Origin of the sequence: Paenibacillus oceani, assembly GCF_014705615.1 — a bacterium.
GTDB lineage: Bacteria > Bacillota > Bacilli > Paenibacillales > NBRC-103111 > Paenibacillus_AB > Paenibacillus_AB oceani.
On sequence record NZ_JACXJA010000032.1, the window covers coordinates 13217 to 34763 of the forward strand.

General features: G+C 56.7%; 9 protein-coding genes. 2 read left to right on the top strand and 7 right to left on the bottom strand.

All coding sequences use genetic code 11. From position 1 onward, the window contains the following. Positions 1-8: 8 nt before the first annotated feature. Positions 9-1643 (bottom strand): extracellular solute-binding protein, encoded by a 1635-nt coding sequence (locus IDH45_RS22210; RefSeq protein ID WP_190930328.1) that lies wholly within the window; start codon positions 1641-1643, stop codon positions 9-11. A gap of 324 nt (positions 1644-1967) precedes the next feature. Here IDH45_RS22210 and IDH45_RS22215 point away from each other — a divergent pair, with 324 nt between their 5' ends. Next, positions 1968-4187, top strand: a complete 2220-nt coding sequence (locus tag IDH45_RS22215; RefSeq protein ID WP_190930329.1) for a helix-turn-helix domain-containing protein — start codon at positions 1968-1970, stop codon at positions 4185-4187. 179 nt (positions 4188-4366) lie between these two features. Here the strand turns inward: IDH45_RS22215 and IDH45_RS22220 are convergent, their stop codons facing one another. From IDH45_RS22220 to IDH45_RS22240, 5 genes are all read right to left on the bottom strand, one after another. Then, complete coding sequence (locus IDH45_RS22220) at positions 4367-5512, bottom strand: M20 family metallopeptidase (protein WP_190930330.1); 1146 nt, start codon at positions 5510-5512, stop codon at positions 4367-4369. A gap of 492 nt (positions 5513-6004) precedes the next feature. Continuing rightward, on the bottom strand, positions 6005-9649 hold the full coding sequence (locus IDH45_RS22225) for a heparinase II/III domain-containing protein (RefSeq protein WP_190930331.1): 3645 nt from the start codon (positions 9647-9649) through the stop codon (positions 6005-6007). A 46-nt stretch (positions 9650-9695) separates the two neighbouring features. Then, positions 9696-10709 (bottom strand): Gfo/Idh/MocA family protein, encoded by a 1014-nt coding sequence (locus IDH45_RS22230; RefSeq protein WP_190930332.1) that lies wholly within the window; start codon positions 10707-10709, stop codon positions 9696-9698. A 7-nt stretch (positions 10710-10716) separates the two neighbouring features. Continuing rightward, complete coding sequence (locus tag IDH45_RS22235) at positions 10717-12021, bottom strand: ABC transporter substrate-binding protein (RefSeq protein ID WP_190930333.1); 1305 nt, start codon at positions 12019-12021, stop codon at positions 10717-10719. Between the two features lie 446 nt (positions 12022-12467). Then, positions 12468-13820 (bottom strand): extracellular solute-binding protein, encoded by a 1353-nt coding sequence (locus IDH45_RS22240; RefSeq protein ID WP_190930334.1) that lies wholly within the window; start codon positions 13818-13820, stop codon positions 12468-12470. 480 nt (positions 13821-14300) lie between these two features. Here IDH45_RS22240 and IDH45_RS22245 point away from each other — a divergent pair, with 480 nt between their 5' ends. Further along, entirely contained in the window at positions 14301-20861 is a 6561-nt protein-coding gene (locus IDH45_RS22245; RefSeq protein WP_190930335.1) for a hemoblobin-interacting domain-containing protein, read from the top strand. Between the two features lie 75 nt (positions 20862-20936). Here the strand turns inward: IDH45_RS22245 and IDH45_RS22250 are convergent, their stop codons facing one another. Next, entirely contained in the window at positions 20937-21473 is a 537-nt protein-coding gene (locus tag IDH45_RS22250) for a shikimate kinase (RefSeq protein WP_190930336.1), read from the bottom strand. Positions 21474-21547: the final 74 nt, after the last annotated feature.

Consider the following 21547-nt stretch of genomic DNA (forward strand, 5'->3'; position numbering starts at 1 on the left):
GTGTTACGTCATCTGGAGCCCGCCCATCGGTTCACTTCCGCAGTAATGTCGCCGCCGCCCAGCCTCTTCCAATCTTCCGCGAACGAATCGAACTCGTCGAGCGGCGCGCCGAGGATGATCCGCTTCATCACATCCTCCTCCAGTTTCATTAAGCTCGCCAGCTTCAGCACCATCGTTTTGGTCGGCAATCCGTAGAACCGGTCGGCCAGCAGCTGGCCGTTCTTGACGTAATCCAAAATGACGGTTCCGCCGCCATGCAAACCGTTGCGCGCGATGACGGACCAATCCGCGGATCTGCCGGTCAAGTACTCCTGAATCAGCACAAGCTTCTCCCGCTCCTCCGGTGTAAGACTGGACTTCTCAGCGAAGGTCGGCAGTTTGACGCCGGTCAGAAACGGTTCGAGATGAGCGGACATTTCGGCGTTTTTGTACGACTTGTACAGCTTGACGGGCGCTTGGTGCCAGATCGACATTTTTTGCTCGATATCGTAGTTGAATTGCCTGTATATGTTGTCGTCCGTGTTCAGGTAAAATTTTTTGACGAATTCGTCGGCCATGCGCAATACCGCTTCCGGATGCGGCGTTCCTTTCTTGACGACCCAGAAGCCCATGTGCAAATTAAGCCCGTGCTGCACCCGCGTCTTCCCGCCGTCCGCCGAAGGGGCCGGGTAGGCGAACCAGCGGCTGTCCGGCGTTTGCGTATACAGCGTACTCGCCGATATCGAACCGTACGCCATGCCGATTTTCCCTGCGCCGATCGAATCGTACACTTTCCCTCCTTCCTTCATCCCGAAATCGGGATCGATCAGACCGGACCGGTACATCTCCCGCAGCTTGCCGAGCGCCTGCTTCATTTCCGGCCGGATGCTGCCGTACGCGAGCCGACCGTCGGGCTCCTCGATCCAGATGCCTTTGTACGCGTGATAGCCGTTCAGCAGTCCGATTGCCATCGACAGCGATTTGTCCAGCGCCAGCCCGAATGTATCGTGCAGGCCGTTGCCGTCCGGGTCCCGGTTCGCAAACGCTTCGGCGATGGCGATCACATCGTCCATCGTTGCCGGCTGCGGCAAGTTCAGCTGGGTCCGCCAATCTTCCCTGATCCAAAGGACCGGCACCGACTCTTTGGCCACGCCTGTGAACGGAATGCCCATCAGTTTGCCTTCGATTTTCGCAGCCTCCAGCACTTCGGGACCGGCTTCCTCGATGACGCTGCGTACGTTCGCAGAAGCGTGCCGCGAGTATACTTGCGACAGATCCTCGATCAAGTCCGCCCGTTCCAGCTGGACGAGCTGCATCGGCGTGGCGATGAAGAAATTCGGGATGTTTCCGGAGGCAATCATCAGATTCGTCTTTTGCTCCAATTGCCCGGGGGACGTCTCCCACCATTTTTGGACGATAATGCCGAGATTGTCTCTCAGATGACGCGTCCAGGCGTTGTTGTTCATGTCGTCGCCCTGCGAATAAACCTGTACAGGCAGCGTCATCCCGACCGTCGACAGCTCGACCGGCGGATTGTAGAGAAAGATACTTTCTCCTGTCGTTCCGGCATACGCAGCGGGAGGCTCCGACCGCGTCACCCGGCTTCCCGGCGTTTCCATGCAGCCAGCCATCAGCATAACAACGGCCGCCGCCGCGATGCTCACACTTCCCCGCCTATAGCCGAGTCGCATGTGATCCCCCTTTCTCCCGAAACGCCTACCGTTTCCCTTTCGGCTTCGAATGCGGCGGAAACCGCTTTCAAGATTAACCATACATTCGCCGCCCCCTTCGCGCCAGTATCTATTTTTGCAATCGTATACGTACGTTGCGGCATATCAAAACATGCGAATTACTATAAAATATGTAAACCGTACGGCTATTGACTTGGAACGTTGTTCGTAATACCCTTATTTAGTCAAGGCGGCATTCTTATTCCCGATTGTGGCATCGCCGCGAATAGAAAGCGTTTCCATATGGAGGGGACGGCTTTGAAAACGAACTCGTTATTCGTCAAAATCCTTTCCGGGTTCATCGCGGTCATCGTTCTCTTGCTGACGTTCAACCTTGTCTCATACACCTTCTTTCACCGGAACATTCGCGAAGAGATTACGACGAGCAGCCAACAAAATTTGTCCCATATGGCCGACCGGTACGAGAATCATATCCAGTCCGTACAGCTTTCGCTCGTCGGGCTGTTCTTCAACAACCAGCTCTCCTACTTGTTCGACGCCGACCGTTCTGCCGCGATCGACGCCGTCAATCAGCTCGTCAAGCGAATCCGCGATATCCGCGAGAACGACATGTTGTTCCTGCAGGACGTTATCGTCCAATTCAAGATGAACTCGTTCGTCGTGCATCAAGGCGGTCCCGACCGGCTAGAATCGCTGTACGCGAGCACGTATCGAAGCGCCCCGTACGGAGTCGACTTCTGGCGGCATCAGTTCGACGCCGGATTCAAGCTGCGTCTGTACCCGCAGGCGGAATTTACGAATTCGCAGCAAATGAGTCACGGCGACTTATTCCCGCTCGTGCTGAAATCGACGACCGATCCAAATATGTATATCACTGCTCTGCTCGACGCCGAAAGTTTGTTCCGCACGTTCGACAGCCGGACCGCCGGCTATTTCTACATCCTGGACGAGAGCGGACGCACTTTGTTCAGCTCCGACCGGAGCCGTCCTTTCGCGCTCTCCTTCGATCGGCTCGACCAAACGAAGGACGATGTGAAGGCGGATAACAACTACTTTTTTTTCCGCAAAGGCGATGTCACCGGACTGACGTACACGCTCGTCATCCCGAATGAGAAAATCGCCAATCAGATGTCGCGCATCAATGTCGTGCTGCTCCTTCTGCTCGTCCTGGCGCTCGTCATCAGCGGGGCGTTGTCCGTCTTCGTCAGCATCCGTTTCTACACGCCGATTCAGAACATTATCGAGACGATTCAACGATACGGTCCGCAGGTACAGTCTCCCTCCCCGAAGCGAATCGACGAACTGGGGTTTATCGACGCGAATGTGAAGCAATTTTTGCAGACGAATACAGACATCAGCCGCGACCTGCGCAACCAGCAATCGCACCTGACGCACCTGGGCTACATCCGCAAGCTGAAAAACATCTACACCCGGCCTAACGAGCTGCCGATCGCGGAAAAGCCGTTTTATCTCATCGTGTTCCAGCTGTCGATGACCGGACGGTTCCGCGAGCTTCCGGCGGCGGAACAGGAACGCGCGATGTTTTTCATCAAAGAATTCATCGGCATTTCGCTTTCCGAGAAATATCCGGAATCGGTAACGCTGCAGACCGAGAAAAATCAGGTGCTGTCGCTGCTCTTCACAGACGGCGAGGCGAAAGGCGTATTCGAAGCGCTGGAACGATTCAAGTCGGTGTTCGACCGTGACAAGCAGTACGGCTATTTGACCGTAGCGTTTAAGCCCGAGCTCGTACAGCCGGGAAGCATAACGGAATCGTATGAGGATACGCTCGAAATGGTCGGGCGGCGCAAGCTGCTGTCGGAAACGCAACTGTTGAGCTCGCTCGAGCCGGAGCCGCTTTATGTCGGATTCTCCCCCGCGCAAGAGCAGGAACTGTATGCCAACCTGCAGACCGGTCAAGCGGAGAATGTCATGCTGCTCATCGAACGGGCCCTGCGCCGTATGATAAAGGACGGTGCGACCGAGGAGCAGTTCCGCTCATTCGCCAAAGAAATCGTCGCCAAAACGATTAAAGCGATGGTCGCTGCCAATGTGGACATCGATTCCGTGCTGGACCGGCAGTCCCCGTACCAGGAAATAAAGCTTTGCGCCTCCGTGGACGAATACCGGCAGCTGTTCGAACGGTTTCTCTCGCAGGCGTCAAGCCGGATCGCTGAACGGAAAGAGAAAAAAGACCCTGTCGTCGAATTCGTACTGGACAGTATTCACAGCAAATACCATGAAGATTTGTCGCTGGATCGCGTTGCGGGCGGCCTCGGACTGACGCCGAGCTACGTGTCGCGGTATGTGAAGGAAAAAACGGGCAGCAATTTTTCCGACTATTTGAACGAAGTGCGCATCGGCAAAGCGAAGGAGCTGCTCGCCAAGTCGAGCACCCCGATCCGCGACGTCTCGGCCCGGGTCGGTTACGTGAACGTCACATCGTTTATCCGTATGTTCAAAAAAGTGACCGGCATGACACCCAGCGACTATCGGCGTTCGGAAAACGGCCCTTAACACGGAAAAGCCCGGCTGAAACCGGGCTTTTTTCGGTATAAGAACCGGAAATGTCCCGGTTCCCGGCCGCTGCCTTACTGCCGGGAAACTCTGCGGATAAGACCGGATCTGCGGATCACGAGAACATTACTCCGTTGTTCCCTTTCTCACCCGGTACGGCCCTTCGTGCAAGGGCAAGATTAGACTTGCTCCCCGGACGTCTGCAGACGGACCAACAGCTTGGCCAGCAACGCGGCCCGAACGGGCAGATGAGCCAGCTCCACATGCTCGTATTCGGCATGAGGGCCTTCGCCGACTGCGCCCAGACCGTCCAGAGTCGGAATCCCGAGAGCCGCGGCAAAGTTTCCGTCGCTGCCGCCCCCGGCCGCGCTCTCCTGCAACGCCAGACCGAGCTCCGCACCGCACTCGGAAGCGAGCCGGAACAGCCTTTGCGTCTGATCGCTCCGCACCATCGGCGGGCGGGAGACGCCCCCCTCGACCGTCAGGGTAATCCCCGGCAAGAACGGCTGCAATCCGGTGATCCGTTGATGGATGCGCTCGGATTCTTCCAGATTGACGGTACGGACGTCAACCTGGAGCTCCGCGTATTCGGCCACCACATTGGCCCGATTTCCGCCGCCCGCAGCGCCGACATTCACCGTCGTTCCTTTGGCATAGTCGGTTAAGGCGTGCAGCTCGATGATCTGACGCGCCATTTCCTCCACCGCGCTGATTCCGTCCTCGTGATGATTGCCCGCATGAGCGGCTTTGCCCCGGATTTGAATCCGGTATTTGCCGACGCTTTTGCGCGACGTTTTGAGCGCTCCCGTCCGGGCGATCGGCGGTTCGAGAACGAGAACGGCTTTGCTTTTACCGGCCTCTTCCTCGATGAGGGCGCGCGAAGTGCCGCTGCCGATCTCCTCGTCGCTTGTGCACAGGAACACGATTTTATGCCGGGACTTCCAGCCGGATTCCTTTAGCGCTTTCACGGCCCATAGCGACTGCACGATCCCGCCCTTCATGTCCAGAATACCCGGGCCGTACGCTTTGCCGCCCTCTACCCGGTACGACAAGCGCCCGGCCTCCCACACAGTATCGAAATGCAGTAAAATCAAAATTTGCGACTCGCCTTCACCGTAAGTAAACCGCATATGATCGCCGACAGCCGTCTGAGGATAAAGCTCCGCATCGATGCCAAGATGATGCACGAACATCGTCCGGAGTTGTTCCCCGCACCGGTCTGTCAACGTTTTGTCCAGCGAGGGGGATTCCGCTTTTACGAGCCGTTCGAGATCCTCTGCGATTTCTCCTTGTCTGGCTATTAAGTACTCATAGATCCGCTCCATAGTTGAACTCCTGATTCATTCATTTTTAGAGGTTGTTCAAAAAGTCCACTTTTGATCACGAAGAAGATCAGGAAGCCTACTCGACATCGAATATGGCATTCAGCCGGAACTTCCGGTGCTCACGTAGCTCCACTACGCTCCGCTCCTCATTTCCTTGCTTCATCCCATCTTCTCGGTGCTGAAAACCGGACTTTTTGAACTCGCACTTTTAGAAAAGCAAAGACAGGATCTGCCATCCCCATGTATTCGCGTTCACCGGCCGGATTTCCTGCCGTCCCGATCATGCATACCGCTGATGCGGTTCCCCCCTCCTGCCGGCCGAAGCCGGTATCCTGAAAATCAAGACGGTCAGCCGCCCCCAGAGCTGGCCGGTAAAGCGCAAATAGAGGGGGCTATGCAGGCTGACTCCCCTGCACAACTCCCCCGTCAGTCAAACGCGTATTTTTGAACCTGCTCCTTCTCCCGCTAGGCCCCCCACTTTTGAAAATGTTATTAATGCTGCACGGAGTGCGGGGCTTTACCGGCTTGCTGATGGACCGGCTCCAACTCCTGCTCCGGCGAACGGCTGTCATAAACGTTGATACTGTCAAACGTAAAGGTATGCGCACCGTTCCAGCGTTTGGCCGGGTAATAGCTCATGCTCGACGTACCATCCGGACGAATATCGAAGCCCGGATCATATTCATCAAATACGATAACGGTGGAGCCCGAATCGCCGATCGTCTCTTTGATCCGGTATCCTCTCGTCGATTCGTCGGGATGAGTCACGACGACGTAGGCTCCACGCATTGCGTCCGCCGCGTCGGCGCCGATTGGCGTACGAGTGACGATGCCGTTGTACGGATCACCGTTCGCCTTCCGTTTCGTCGACGCAATCTCGCCCTGAATCGTGCCCGTCCCCGTAAACGTTACGCCGCCTGCCGACAGCAGCGTGCCGCCGATCAAATACATCGACCGAACGACGCCGTCTTCGGTCCGGACAAAACCCATTTTCCCGCGCATCGTCACCCCGTCCGCGACAATCGTCTGATCCGGATGCCCGGTCGAGCTGATCAGCAGATCCGTAATGCCGCCGTAAGTTACCCGGATCGCCAAAGCCCCCTCCGGCCCTTCGCTAAGCTGCAGCCGCTCGATCGTCTTGATGCGCGGCCCCGCCGCTCCCGCATAAGGCTCCATCACCGTAACAAACGTGCTTTGCAGCCGGGTGCCGTCGCGTCTGAGCACCAGCTTCGGCATATCGTACTTTGACGCTTCGTCGTTCGTATCTGCGCTCTTGCCTGACAGCCGCGTCGAACGGATCGACGGCGAGCGCGCCAAGTATAGCTCATTGCCGCCCGGCTCCAGCAAGCCGGTTATGTTCATTTTCGCTTTCTCCGCCCCGTTCTCGCTCGTTACCAGCGTAACCTCGTAGCGGTCGCCCGACAATCGCGCCCGCTTGACGTTCCGGATGGAGATGTAGCCGTAATAATGGCCTTCGGCGCTTCCCCGTTCGTTAAACTGCTCCGCCTCCTTCACCTTCGTACCCGGAGGCAGCAGATGCGGACCGTACCCGCCCAGCTCCAGAGCGGTTTCGAACCAGGCGTCGCGGTTCGCGTCTCCCTGCAGCGTATACTCGTGGCGGCTGCCGCCCGATACGCGGAACAGATCGACCAGGTAGCCTTCGCCCTCCTCCGCGCCCGGAAACAAGATGAGCCAGGGCTCCCGGCTGTACTGCTCCACGCCTTCGTAAGCTTCCTTCTGATCCGCCCGCATCGCTTGGACGTCTCCGATCGGCGCGAACAGACCGATGCGGCCGCCGTGCTTCGAGACATCGTCGATTTTCATATCTTTGCCGTCCACGACGACCGTGTTGTGCCCGATCGCCGACAACGTGAACGCCCGGTCCTTCGTATACGTGTAGCCGAGATCGGGAAGCAGCTCCTGCCCTGCCGCATACAGATTCAGCTGCAGCGGCCCGTAATGGTTATGACCGTATTTCGGCTCGAACTGCAGCCATACCTGCGTCTGATCGGCTCCCGTCCCCCCCGCAAGCCGTGCGATTCCCGCCGCAGGCATCAGCAGCGGGCCGGCATCCAGGAGCGGCGATCCGGCCATGTCGGATGCCCACGCATCCTGAAGCGGCAGCAGCTTCCCGTCGGGGTATACAAGCAGATTGTTGTTGCGGACCGACATTCCGATCGCCGGGTACACAGTCCTCATATCCAGATTGTCAAACCGTCTGCCGGTACGCGGCGATACGTAACCATCCGGGTCGCTGTAGCCGGACAACGCGTCCGCAGCCTGGGCCAGACCGTTCGTCGACTGCACGTGATACGACGGCGCGACTTCCCTCCAGTAGCCGTCGGACAGAAACTGAGTCTCCACATAATCCTCCATCCATTGGAAGGCGTTGTGGATATAATCCGGTTCGTTCAGCGTTTTGCCGGCTTCGATCAATCCGAGCCATTGCGTAAAATTCATATTTCCGAGCACGTACGGATAAGCGAGCGCATATTGGATCGACGGAATGAACATGTCCCGAACAATCTTCCGCTCCACATCTTCCCCGACTTCCTCGCTTAACACGTCGAAGGCGTTCGTCTGCTTGACCCGATCGTAAGCGCGCAGCAGCGGACGCAGGCTGTTCAGCTCGGCCACCGACCAGCGGCACCACATGCCGCCCCAATAATTAAACGGCGGGCCGGACGTTATGCTGATCGGGTAGTTGTGCCAGATGTAGTCGGTCGTCGGCACATAACCTTCGTATACTTCGGCGAACCGGTACAGCAGCCTCGCCGCGCCAAGCGCATCCGACCCGGCGATCGTTTCCGTTTCCGCAACGGTGTAGTGCCTTTGCAAATACCAGAGTCGGGCGGACAAAAAGTAACGTTTGCCTGTTTCGTCCTCGTAATACGGGTAGTCCACCGCTTCGCCCTTCCGGTTGATCGCCGTCACGACCTTCGTTTCCGGATATAGGGCGTTAGGATATACGCTTCCCGTCTTGATCGAGACGAGGCTTCTACGGTCGTCCGACAGCTTGAACAGCTGGTCCGGATGCAGCTCGGGCATTTCCGGCAGACCGGTAAAAATAAATCCGCTTTTGTCCGGAATCAGCTCCAGCGTAAGCAACACATGGCGGGACGCGGGCTTAGGCTGCACGCGTACCGGACTCTCGGCCGAATCAGCCTTGGCCGACACAGCAAGCCCCGCTTCGATCCATTCGTCCCGGTCGAACGAAAGGATCGCAAATAATCCGTCATCGGGACAATCCCCGCGATAAACATACACCTGAAGCTCGATCAGTCCGCGAGCGGAAACGGGAGGATGCTCGAACGTTAACACGCGGCGCGTTCCGTCCGCACCGCTGATTATCCGGGGCAGCGGCATCCAATCGCCTGCAGGAGATTTCCATTTCAGCGAAAACTCCGATTGCTGCGAACCTGTGATCCCGTCCTCCTTAAACGATACCTCCTTATGCGTGAAATCGACGTAACGGAGTCCCGCTTCTTGCGGGACCCATCTCCGACCGGCCGGCGTCTTGGCGAAAAACAGACTCCCCAGCCGGCCTTCATCGATTACATTGCCATTCACCATAACGATGCTGCTGCCCGTGTCCCAAAACCTGGAGGTTCGCACCGGAACCCAGCTGATCAACGGTTTCGAGCCCAGATGATGGACGTGTACGACATTCATACGCCAGTGCGTTCCGGGTGACGGCGGCACGGAGCCGAGCGAAGACCAGGAAACCTTGGCCTCCACAACCGTCCGGTCTCCGACATCCCTCAGGGAGCAATCCTTTACTTGCACGTTGATTGGCTGTAAATCCGCCTCCCCCCAGCCCGTCTTGATCGTTTTAGCAGCAGGCGTAACCGGGATGGAGACGATATAATGCGGTTCTCCGGGCTTCATCGTACTGACGATCAGCTCGATTTTGTCCAATACCGGCCGATCCACCGACGCAAACGTGCCCGCTATATACAAATGGGTTGAATCATAGGCCAGCTTGTAGCGGGGACCGTCTGCCACCCGTTCGTTGAGGTAAGCCGTCCGGAAGTCATCCAATAAGGCAGCTTCGCTCCATTCCTGCTCCGCTAGCCCGCCATCGGCGGCGGGGGTTAACGGCATTTCCGCCAATACCGCCCATTTGTTCGTATTCATCGTCCTTCACGCCCTCGCTTCTGTTTGGCGTTCTAAACCTATACCGTCATTTTCGGTTAGCCCGAAGCAGCTCCTGGATCTGGCTGACCTGCTGCTCCGTCCCGGTTTCGTGGGAACGGTACGCCGCCTCGACGACGGCGACGACGGACTGGCCGTAAGCGCCGGAGATGGAGAGCGGCTTTCCGTATTGCACCGTATCCAGCACGCTCTCCAACTGGGCGACGAACGCATCGGCCGACGGCGGAACGGTAACCGGCATATAGGTGCCGTCGGTTCCGATCGACAATCCTCTCCGGATGCCGATCCGCAAAGCGCCGCCGGTGAACAGCAGCTCCGTCTCGTTGGCGGGAACGCCTTTGTAGCCGGACAGCGAGACCGTAACCGGTACGCCGGACGTCGTCTCCATGAACAAGGCGGCGCTTCCCTCCACGTCGGTTGAGCTCCGATAAGTCATGCTCGCTCTTACTGCGGCGATCCAGCTATCGGTCAGCCATTGAATCCGGTCGATCGAATGACTGCCCAGATTGATGACCACGCCGCCGCCCGACTTCGCCTTTTCCAGAAACCATGCCGGACGGCTCGCCTGGAAATAGTTCCCCCACCGTTTATCGTTCACCATCACCAGCTCGCCGAGCTGCCCCGATGCGATAATCGACTTCGCCGCGATATGCTCGGCGAAAAATTGCTGCATATGACCGACGGCCACAACCACCTGGTTGCGCTCAGCGGCGGCGTTGATCTCCATACATTCGGCGACGTTTAACGCCATCGGTTTTTCGAGCAACATGTGGCACCCTTGTTCGGCGCACCAGACCGCGGCTTCTTTGTGCAAAAAATGCGGCAGCGTGATGATCACCAGATCCGGCTTTTGTTCCAGCACCATCTGTTTGTAGTCCGTATAAGCTGTCAAGCCATACTCCGAACCGAGCTGCTGCGCCCGTTCTTCGAGCACATCGGCGATCGCGACAGGGCGGGCTCTTTCCGAGCTTTGCAGCGCCCTCAGATGGGTATGCGCGATTTGACCGGCTCCGATTACAGCTATTGAATACGTTGTTGTCATGTTTGCCTCACCTTGAGTTCGCATCGATCACTTTCTGAGCTTCTTCCTCCGCCATGCGAAGCGCGGTATTCATATCGGTAGTGCCCTTGATGATCGACTCGATATATTTGGTATGAATCGCCGAGATGGCTGCATCGCTCTTATTCGTAATCGGGAACGGTGCGTACTTGTTGTAGATGACCGCTTTCCAGTTTTTCCCCGCCGGTTTTGCTTCGGACGCGAAGTTTTTGATGAACGGCTCGGTGATTTTGGGAACGAGGTACCCTTTCTTCGCGAGCGGCAGCAAGTTTTCGTCCGATACCAGATAGGAGAGCACTTCCATCGCCGCTTTTTTGTTGCGCGTCTGCTTCGTCAATCCCCAGATCGTCGAGTTCATCGGGCTCCCCGTATTCGGAGCTTCTTTGAACGACGGCAGCGACACCATATCCCAGTTGATCGTCTCCTCCTGCATTTCCTTCGTGACGAGGGCGATACCGGCATTAAACAGCAAAATCCCCGTTTTGCCTTCGATCAGTCTGGTCGTGCTGCCGGAAAACGCCCGGTTGTCTCTGCGGTACGCTTCATTCAGCGCCGGATTGCCGTAGACGGTCTGGAAATACGATTTCCAGCGTTCATCCGTATTGATCGTCGGTTTATTCGTTTTCGGATCGACGAGCGAGATGCCGAGCTGATTCCAGGACGTCATAACGCCGAGATGTCCGGTAAAGCCGTAGTAATTCACTCCGCTCTCGGTTCTTGTCAGCTTGGCGGCCACCTCCATCACTTCGGTCCACGTCATGCCGTCCTTCAAATAAGGCACCCCGAACTTGTCGAATATCGATTTGTTGTAAAACAGCAAGTGGTTGATCGCCGATCCGCCGGGAATCCCGTACATGCCGCCGTTCGAAATAGTCCGGATGTACTGGATCAGCTGCGGCTCGAATTCGTTCAAGTTGATGTTGTACTCTTTAATATAAGGGCTCATGTCCACTTCAAGCTTCATATTCACGACATCGCTGTAGAACCCGGTGCCTGCCCGGCCGACGATATCGATCGGGACGCCTGTCGTGATGAGATCTTCAATCGTCTTGCCTTTTTGCGATTGGTCGATGTGGTTGATCGTATAGTTCGGAAACTTCTTCCGCAATCCCTCCAAATATTCGGCGGTTATCGTAGCGTCAGGCGTGACCAAGTTGATTTCTGCCGGACCGCTCGGTTCCGGTTCCACCGGTTTTGCCGCTTCCCTCGGCTCCGGGTTATTCGAAGACGAGCAACCGGCCAGCATAGCCGCAATCGAAAGAGACGCAACTGCCAAATGCAATTTCCTGTTCATGTGAACACGACCTCCGCTTTTTGTTTTCAGTTCGAAAAATACCCGCTAATTGAAACGCTTTCAAAACTGCACCTCCAACCTCCGCCCCCGTTCTGGTTTCCATAATCGCAATCTTTTTTTGTTGTAATTTTTATAATCACTAATTTAAAAACTACACAAGATCGTTATATCACTGGATTTAAGACTGTGTCAACGATTATAAAAAAACTACGAACCCAATAATTTCGTTTAAATAAAAACCAGAGCATGCATGGCCGCTCCCGGCAAACCGGCATGGTCAGGGCTTCTTTCAAAATCTGATTCTGATGGTATGCGCACCTGGACGAATTCGCGGCAAAAAAAAGCCCAACCCCACCCGATGATGTGGAGTTGAGCCTTTTGATCCGTATAATACCGGAATCTGACCGCACCTTTTTCTATGGAGCCTCGTCCGGGAAAAGAAAACGTCATTCTCTCGACAATACGCGGGCGATCTCCTCGCATAATTCGTCCTCGTTGATCATGTTGGCGAAGTACTGCTTTAACTGCCGGAACACGAGCGCCAGCTCCCGGCTGTTCAAATTCAAATCCATATGCGTTCGGAGAGAGAACATCATCTCCCGGTATAACCCGTACCGGGCCGGACGCCGCACCGCGCTGCCCGCATCGGTCGGCGACAGCGAACGCAGCCCCGGTATGCTCGTCGTATGCTGCTGAATCGTCTTCTGCCCCAGCTCCCCCGTCAGAAAATCAACGAACAGCCCGGCTTCCTCCATATGCGGGGAAGCGGCGTTGATGCCGACCGCCGACGAGATGATCAGTGAACACGGCTCATGGATGTAAGGAACGGGAGCGATGTCCAGATCAACGTCCGATTGAACGAACAGATTCAGACCCATATAACTGACCAAAGTCATAGACAAGCGGCCTTCCAAAAACGGCTTGACGAAATCCTGGTTGCTTTCGGATAAAAAGGACGGGAACAGCTTCTTGTTTTGCATAAGCTGTTTCATCAGCTTGATGCTTTCGAGCAGCCCGGTTCCTTTAATCGATTTGAGCCGTGTACCTTCCCACTCGAACCGTTCTCCGCTTTGCAGCAAAAACATAGGCCAGCGGTTAATGTCCGGTACATGAAAGCAAAATCCGTAACGGCCTTCCACCTCGGATAATTTCTCGCCTGCGCGGATGAGATCGTCCCACGTCCAGCTTCCATCCGGCTCCGCCAATCCGGATTCGCGAAAATGAGCTTTGTTGTACATTAGGACAATTGGCGAGTAAACGACCGGCTTGAAAAAGAGCTGACCGTCATGCACAAATTGTTTCGTCAACAGCGGATGCACGTCTTCGTTAGGAGTCAGCGGCTTGAAATAACGGAGAAGTTCCTTCTCCACGATTTGTCTGAAATGCAGCTCGCCGATCACGAAGATATCGGTCTTGGGCAGAGCATTGCCTGCGGGATACTCCGTCACCTCTACGGTGATCCATGGATATTTCTGCTGGAACATGTCGAGCAGCCGCTGCAGGTCGCAATTTCGCCAGGTGACGTGAATGCACGCGAGCCGAAGCGTTACCCGCCGGGAATGAACCGACTTCACGCGATTGCCGACCTTCGGAATCTTTTCGATGAGCCCTTCCTCGACGAGCAGCTCCAGCCCTTTGCGCACCGAGATATTACCAAACTGAAACCGCGAAGCGAGCATTTTCTCGGAGGGCAAAAAGTCGCCGACCTGGTAGTGCCCTCCGGTAATTTCGCTTCGTAACGTCTGAACCATATTTTCCAGCTGTATGCGGAATTGTTCGTTGGATGTTCTGCCTCGCATCGTCCCACACCTCATTACGAATGACACTAGCTATGGGCATCATTGTAGCATAACGGCATCGGAATATCATCAAATACTAAACTAGTACCTATACAGCTCTAGTTTTTTCTGCTATTTTTAAGTAAATAAAAATCACTTAAACATTAGTTGACGCCCCAACCAGCTTTCTACAGTATCGACCCGTTTCTCCACAGCGCGCCGGACTTCCGGCGAAGCGCCCTGCCCCCTGTCTTCGGCTTGGTATATGGGCTTCTAATAAATTGCTGCCGCCTTCGGCCGGACGTTATGCCGCTTGAACCGGACCGTTCGAACTTGTTCCGGCTTTTTGTAAAAGCGCATACATTTTGTAATTTATTAGTAGTTTATATAAATCTTATACTAGCGAGGTGATCGCACAGCAAATCCGCAAATGAAGCAGCCGATCCAGCCGGATGTATCGACAGCAGCTTTATCTACGACTCTAATGAAGGAGGAACGCATGTGACACGCAAAGGCAGTTTGATCGCTCTGGCTTTCCTTATGCTCTGGCCGCTTGCCCTGTACAGCCCGTCGCCGGCATCCGCAGACGGCAGCGGCTCTGCGCCCATCTCGTCTTATTCGCACAAATGGCTCGTCGTGCCGTACGGCGGCGCTCCCGCGATAGACGGATCATTATCGCCGGGAGAATGGGACTCGTTTCCGATTAACGATTTTTCCACCGTATTCGAACAGAAGCCGTCGGCCTCGGACAGCTCGTTTGCCGTCTCCTACGACGCTAACTATCTGTACATCGGGGGATCGTTCGACAAAGTTGTGAAAGCGATTACAGAAAGGCTCGAAATTGTCCTTGCCAAAGGCTCGGACGGTGAAGCGCACTATGTGCTGCCTGTGCCGATTACACCGACCACCCCCATCACGGTAACCGACTGGAACATGGGACGCCAGCTGTCAAAGACGACTCCTCAGCGTTTTACGGTTGGCAATGCCACATCCTCGGTTAACGATACGGCTACGCGCACCGTAGTCGAGATTGCTGTGCCCTGGAGCTCGCTTGCCTCCTCCATGCCGGCCGGCGGCGAGGAGTGGCGCTTGAACATCGTCCATATCTACCACCTCGGAACGTCGCCGTTAGCCGCATGGGCGCCGCTCGAGACGTCCAATTTCATCGACCAGGGCGGCACGAAAACAGTCAAAGCCAACCTCGTCGACGAAGGACGCTTCGGCTCGCTGTACTTCGGTCAAGTGCCGGCCGGCACAGCGGAGCAAGGAAGCGGCGTCCAACTGGATTATGTATCGCCGACGCGCAAACGTCTTTCCTTCGACCGCATCGACTCGTCGCTCAGCGAGCTGCAGCTCGAATGGAAGGGCCCGGCCGGAAGCTGGAAGCCGCTGGCGATCGACTCGCACAGCTACGCCGGCGGACGCGATACACTCGTATTCGACCATCCCGACACCGACGCTTTCGGCCAGTACCAGTTGCGCCTGCACCGTTACGAACCGGGCCAGCCGGGCGGCGGCAAGCTCTCCCACATCGTCACCGACCGGGACAGCATCATTCGCGCCGGCATCCAAGCCCAGCTGGACTTGTATCCGACACCGACGGTGCAGTCTGTCACCTATGCCCCCCCTTCCCAACAAGTGCTCGATTTGATCGACCTCATCCCGCCGAGCAACGGCTTCCGCTTTACCGGATTGCCGGAAATGCCCGAACTGCACCCTGACGCGTTATACACCTTGTCTGCCGATAAAAAAAGCTTGATCTCGACCAAAACGTCGACCGTCTATCCGAACCCCTCCTATCCGGAAACCGGTTCGATTACCGTGTCCACCCGCAGCGGCGGTACCGTTACCTACCCGTATTATGAGGACAGCAGCGGCAAACGGTACTTCTTAACGGCTCACCTCTGGTATTTGCAGAAAGCGTACGTCCTCGGCCAGCTCCAGCAGCTGTCCAAAACCGACCCGATGGGCGCTGCGCACGTGCTGAACGCGCTCCTGCAAGCGTTCGATCAATATGTGCCGACGACCGACTATATATGGGAAAACTACCCGATCAACCTGACGTCGGGCCCTCCGTTCAACTACTGGGGCGGTTTGTGGGGCAGATGGTCCGTATCCGATCTGAGCAGCCTGAGCCCGGTCAGCGTCGCGTTCGGCAATGTCCGGAAAACGGATGCGCTGGCGCAGCTTAGCTCGATCCACGGCTATGATCTGGAGCAGCGTTTGCTGGACGAGCTGTTCATCCCGTCGATCGATTTCGTGCTCAGTTTTCCGAAGGCGCTTGGCAATATGAACTACACGCAATGGCTCGGTCTGATCGATGCGGGCAAAGCGCTGAACGAACCGGACTATTTGCATATGGCGTTCGAATGGATGCAGGCTTACACCGAGATGGAGTTTTTATCCGACGGCTTCTGGAAAGAGGTTACCGTGTCGTACCACAAGCAGTCGATCGACGGTCTGGACCGGGCGGTCGACGCCTTGAACGGCCACAGCGATCCGGACGGTTATTTGTCGCCGCGCACGGGACGCCGTTTCGATCAATTAAACATGGCCGACGATTACCCGATTATCGACAAGGCGCTGCGCAACAACGACCTGCTCGTCTATCCGAACGGCCACGTGCTGCCGGTAATGGATACGTGGGCCAACGAAAAATCGGCCAAGCCGATAACGGGCGAAGGCTCCTTCCTGATGCCAACGACCAAAATCGCCCGTACCGCGTCGGGAAGCGGCGCCGGCCAGACGCAAGCATGGCTGCAATTTGTGCCGAAGTACGGGCACAATCATTACGATCCGTTGAACCTAAACTATTATGCGCTCGGTCAGGAGTTATTGCCGGACTTGGGCTATACGTACACGAAAGACCGCTATTTTACGTTATCGACCATCGGACACAATACCGTCGTCGTCAACAGCTCGAATATGGCGATCAATAACAATTCGCGGAACGGGGGCAATATCGAGCTGTTCGCGCCGCTGGGCGACGCACAGGTTGTACGCGCCGAGCAAAGCGCGGGTTATAACGCCGCGTCCGAGTACCGCCGCGAGCCGTGGCATATTACGTTCCCCGGCGCGCCGAACGGCGAAGGCTACTTGCTCGACCTGTTCCGCGTAGAGGGCGGCACCCGCCACGAATATACGCTGAACGGCGATGCGAACCGCGATGCGTTGTTCGTCACCGATCTGGAGCTCGAACCTTACGGTGACTATCTGCTGCCGCCTGGCGTTACCGTAGTCGAGCCAACCGGCTTCAATGAGAGCGGCAGCGCTCAAGGCCATTACTACGGTTATATCTCGATAAACGATGTCGAAAAAGCCGTATTGCCGGAAAACGCCGACACGTTCCGGGTTACGCTGCAAACGTCGGAGAACGGTACGGATAAGGCGCGGATGAACATCATCGGCGTGCTCGACGACGGCAGCAACGAGCTGTATTTGGCCCGCTCCCCGTCGATTCGCTCCACCCGTCTGTCGGGCAAGGCGCTCGATACGAACGACGAAGCTGTCAAGTACGACATGCCGAAGCTCGTACTGCGCCGTGACGGCACTCAGCTGCAAAGCACCTTTATTACGGCGATGGAGCCTTATGCGGCTTCGGCGGCGCCGAAAATCCGGACCGTCGACCGGCTGCAGCTGGATTCCGCGCCGAACGGCGCCGTTGCCGTACAAGTGACCTACGACAACGTGACCGACATTATCATCAGCAACACCGGCTCTCCGGATACGCCAATCGTATTCGACGATATCGTGATGAAAGGGAAAACCAGCTTCATCCGGATGATCGATCAGCAGGTGACACAAATGGTTGTCGTCGGCGGCACTGCGCTGACGAAAGGCTCGATTACCGTAAATGGTGACGGAACCGTACAGGGCGCGATCACCGCGACGAAGCGCAAGGCGGCGGGCGACGGCTTCGACGGCCTCGTGACGTCAACCGTCATTCCGGCCGGCGTTGCCGCTTCCCTGTCCGGCAAGTACGTCGTGGTGAAGCATCCCGACCAATCGACCGAGTCGTTCCTGATTCGCGAAGTGACGACAGGCTCCGGCGGCTCGACGATCGTGTTCGAAGAGCACGATCCCGGCTTTACGATTGCGGGCGACGGCAGCTCGCGCCAGCTGTTCATCCCTCATGCAAGCTGGACGGGTACGCATACGTTCCAGATCGATACGGTTGCGGGTTATGAGGCTGATCCGGTATCGGCCGTTACGCTGACTTCGGACAAAACCTACTACTTGCCCGGCGAACCGGTGCAGCTTGCCATTGCCGGCACAACCCGCAGCGGCAGTCCGTTCGGCGGCGTCTTCCATGAGGTTCGTTACAAGAGCAGCGACGAATCGGTATTTGCCGTCGGCTCGGACGGAACGGTGTCCGCCGTCGGAAGCGGCATAGCGGATATTACCGCCGTCGTCGACTGGAACGGCCGCACGTATACCGACCGGATCACGCTCGTGTCCCAGTCGAGCGGTTCCGAAACGTTCTCGTTCAACAACTTGCCGATCACGTCGCAAACGGTGCCGACGCTGTATGTAGCCGGCTCGGATACGGTCCAGCTGGAGGCGAATACTCCTGGCGAATCGATTACGTTCGCCTTTGACGCGGCGAAAAGCGATACGTACGACATCCGATTCACCCCGTTCGTCGCGCGCAGCTACGGACAGTACGATGTGGCCGTAGACGGCAGCCCGCTCGGCTCGTACGAGTTTTACGCTTCCACCGGCGCGGCGATCAGCACGTTCGAACTGCTGGGCACCCGCTATCTTACCGAGGGCACGCATACGATTACGTTTACGAATACCGGCAAGCATGCCAGCTCGACCAATTACAAGATGGGCGTCCGCCAGCTTAAGCTGCAGGAAAGCAGACTGCAGCCGCCGGCATTAACGGCTCCCGGCACCCCGCTGCGGATCGGCGATGCCGTAACCTTTACGTTTGCGGATTCGCCCGCCTGGCGCAGCGAAGTGGACGGTGTATACGTTGGCGATACGCTGCTGACGCCGGGTCAGTACACGTTATCGGCAGGCAGCCTGACGCTTGCTCCGTCCGCTTTTGACGAGCCGGGATCGAAGCTTGTGCGCGTTATCGCTGGCGGCTATCGCGAGGCGCTTGGAATGGTCAAGCTGTACGACGGGACAGATTTGGCCGGATTGTCGCTGGACACCGCACCGCTCGTCCCGGCCTTCCGTCCGGACCGCTACCGGTATGAAGCGGGTGTCGGCAGCTCGTCCGCGAGCGCTTCCGTGACAGCGGCGGCGATCGACGGCAGCTCGACGATCACCTCGGGCAGCTTGTCCGCAACCAGCACGCTGACCGTGCCTCTGGCACTTGCAGCAGGCGCCAACGCCGTCACGCTGCAAAATGCGAAGGGCGGCTCGGCCAGCGCGTATGCCGTCGACGTCTTCCGCGCTTACGAGCCTGACGCTTTGCCGTTTACGGTGACGGGCGTCGTGTACGAGCAGCGGACGATTCCGGTCGCGGGCGCCATTGTCACGATTCCGGGCACGTCCTTGACGGCAACGACCGACGTGTACGGGCAATTCCAGCTGTATGGCGTCGGACCCGGTCAGCGCCGTCTGGCGGTCAGCCACCCGGCGAAAGGCTCCGCATTGTCTCCGCTTGCGCAGATCGAGAGCCAAACGAACACTGTGACGGCAAACGTGTATTATCCGTTTGTGGATATCGTCCCGCCGACCGTTAGCCTGACCGGCCCGGCGTTGCTTACCGTCGGTTCGTCGGTTTACGCCCAAGCGGATGAACCGGCCGCGCTGTACATCGTGCCGGAGACGACGCCCGCCACGGCAGAGGCGATCCGCGGGGCGGTTACAAGCGGTGCCGGCAAGCAGGCGAACGCCGCCGAGAACGTATCGACAGAACTGTCGACGCTCGGACTCGAATACGGCCGCTACCGGGTATATGCGATCGACGAAGGCCACAATGTAAGCACGAACAGCTATGCCGTCACGCTGCTTCCGGTCATGTCGGGTTATATCGACCATACCAACAGCCTGTTTACGTATCATGGAACTTGGACATCGTACTCCTCCTCCAGCTATCATGGAGGTACGATGGTGCTCAACCGTATCGCCGGCAGTTATGCGGAAATTCCGTTCTACGGCTCCCGGGCGACCTGGATCGGCTCGCGCAATGCGGCGTATGGACTTGCCGACGTGTATATGGACGATGTCTTTCAGGAGACGGTGAATTTGTACAATCCGACCTTGATCTCCAAACAAACACTGTACGACACCGGCGTTCTTACACCGGGCATTCACACGATGAAAATCGTCGTAAAAGGCCAGCGGATCAGTCCGGCCACCAACGACCACGTCTCTGTGGACGCACTGCACATGATTGATCCGGGTCATTCGGCGCCGGTCGTCAGCGGCGTATCCGCCGCCAGCCTGCAAGCGGGCACCGGCCTGACGGCGACGAGTTCGGACAACGGCACGCTTTATTTGGTTCCAAGTTCGACGCAAGCCACTTGGGCGAAAATCGATCAAGCGACGCAGCGGACCGGACTGAACAAGTACGGCGTCAAGGTAGCGGCGCAAGCCAACGTTCCGGCTACGCTGGACACGACGAATCTGGCGCAGGACCGCTATGTCGTCTATGCCGTCTCGGACATCGGCATCGTGTCCGCAGCTTCCGCGGCCATCGACATCGTGGCGACGACGTCCACGCTCATTGACGATACCAATCCGCTTATCACGTATTATGGCAACATAACGGCCAATTCCAGCTCCAGCTACTACGGAGGAACAGAGCGGATCGGGCGGGAAGCCGGCGCTTATTTCGAAACCGAATTTTACGGCAACCGGGCGATCGTGTACGGCACGCTCGCCTCGAACGGCGGCTTGGTCGACGTTTATTTGGATGATCAATATGTGATGACGTACGACTACTACCGAGCCGGCACCGGCGTGACCCAGTCGCAGATTTGGGATACTGGTACGCTGACGCCCGGACTTCATAAAGTGAAGTTCGTCGTCACCGGCAACAAGCATCCGTCGTCTCAGAACATCTGGCTGCGCTTTGACTATATGCGCACCTACACGCCGTAACTGCAATTGAATCAGGAAGGCAACGCAAAAACCTGCGAGACCGCTTAGGCGGAACCGCAGGTTTTTGGCATTCGATCACTCTTCTGCTGTCGACTTGCGAATAACATCAATTAATCGTGCTGCCAGTTCCTCCACGGTTCGTTCATCCGCGGCGACCGTGTAGTCCGCATACTTGCGGTACAACCGATCTCTCTCCTCGTACAGCTCCAGCAACTTTTTTTCGTTATGCATGACGACTCCGCGTTTCTGGATGTCCAGATGGGCAAGTCGTTTCGCAACAGCCGGGTAGGAAATTTCCATAAATACGATATCTGCTATCGATTTTAAAAATTCCATTGCCTTCTCGGAGTAAACGACGCTTCCTCCGGTCGCAATGACGGAGTTTGCACACGACAGGGAACAAACCGCGTCCGATTCTAACATCAAGAATTGTTCCCTGCCTTCGTCTTCAAGGAGCCGCCATAACGGCTTCCCGTTAATCTCTTGAATAATCGAATCCGTGTCGATAAAAGGCCTATTCAGCGCTTCTGCAACAATGACGCCAATTGTACTTTTCCCGCATGCCGGCATACCTATGAGGGCGATATTGCTTTTGTTGCGAATTCCACTCATTCGATCACCTTCCCAATGGTTGAAACGGTACATTCTCGATGAGTATCATTTCGCTACCCCCTTTTGAAACTCCT

Bases quoted from the DNA above. Each gene is read 5' to 3' on its own strand.
- IDH45_RS22220 (WP_190930330.1), bottom strand. From the start codon at position 5,512: ATGGAGCGGATCTATGAGTACTTAATAGCCAGACAAGGAGAAATCGCA.
- IDH45_RS22225 (WP_190930331.1), bottom strand. From the start codon at position 9,649: ATGAATACGAACAAATGGGCGGTATTGGCGGAAATGCCGTTAACCCCC.
- IDH45_RS22230 (WP_190930332.1), bottom strand. From the start codon at position 10,709: ATGACAACAACGTATTCAATAGCTGTAATCGGAGCCGGTCAAATCGCG.
- IDH45_RS22235 (WP_190930333.1), bottom strand. From the start codon at position 12,021: ATGAACAGGAAATTGCATTTGGCAGTTGCGTCTCTTTCGATTGCGGCT.
- IDH45_RS22240 (WP_190930334.1), bottom strand. From the start codon at position 13,820: ATGCGAGGCAGAACATCCAACGAACAATTCCGCATACAGCTGGAAAAT.
- IDH45_RS22250 (WP_190930336.1), bottom strand. From the start codon at position 21,473: ATGAGTGGAATTCGCAACAAAAGCAATATCGCCCTCATAGGTATGCCG.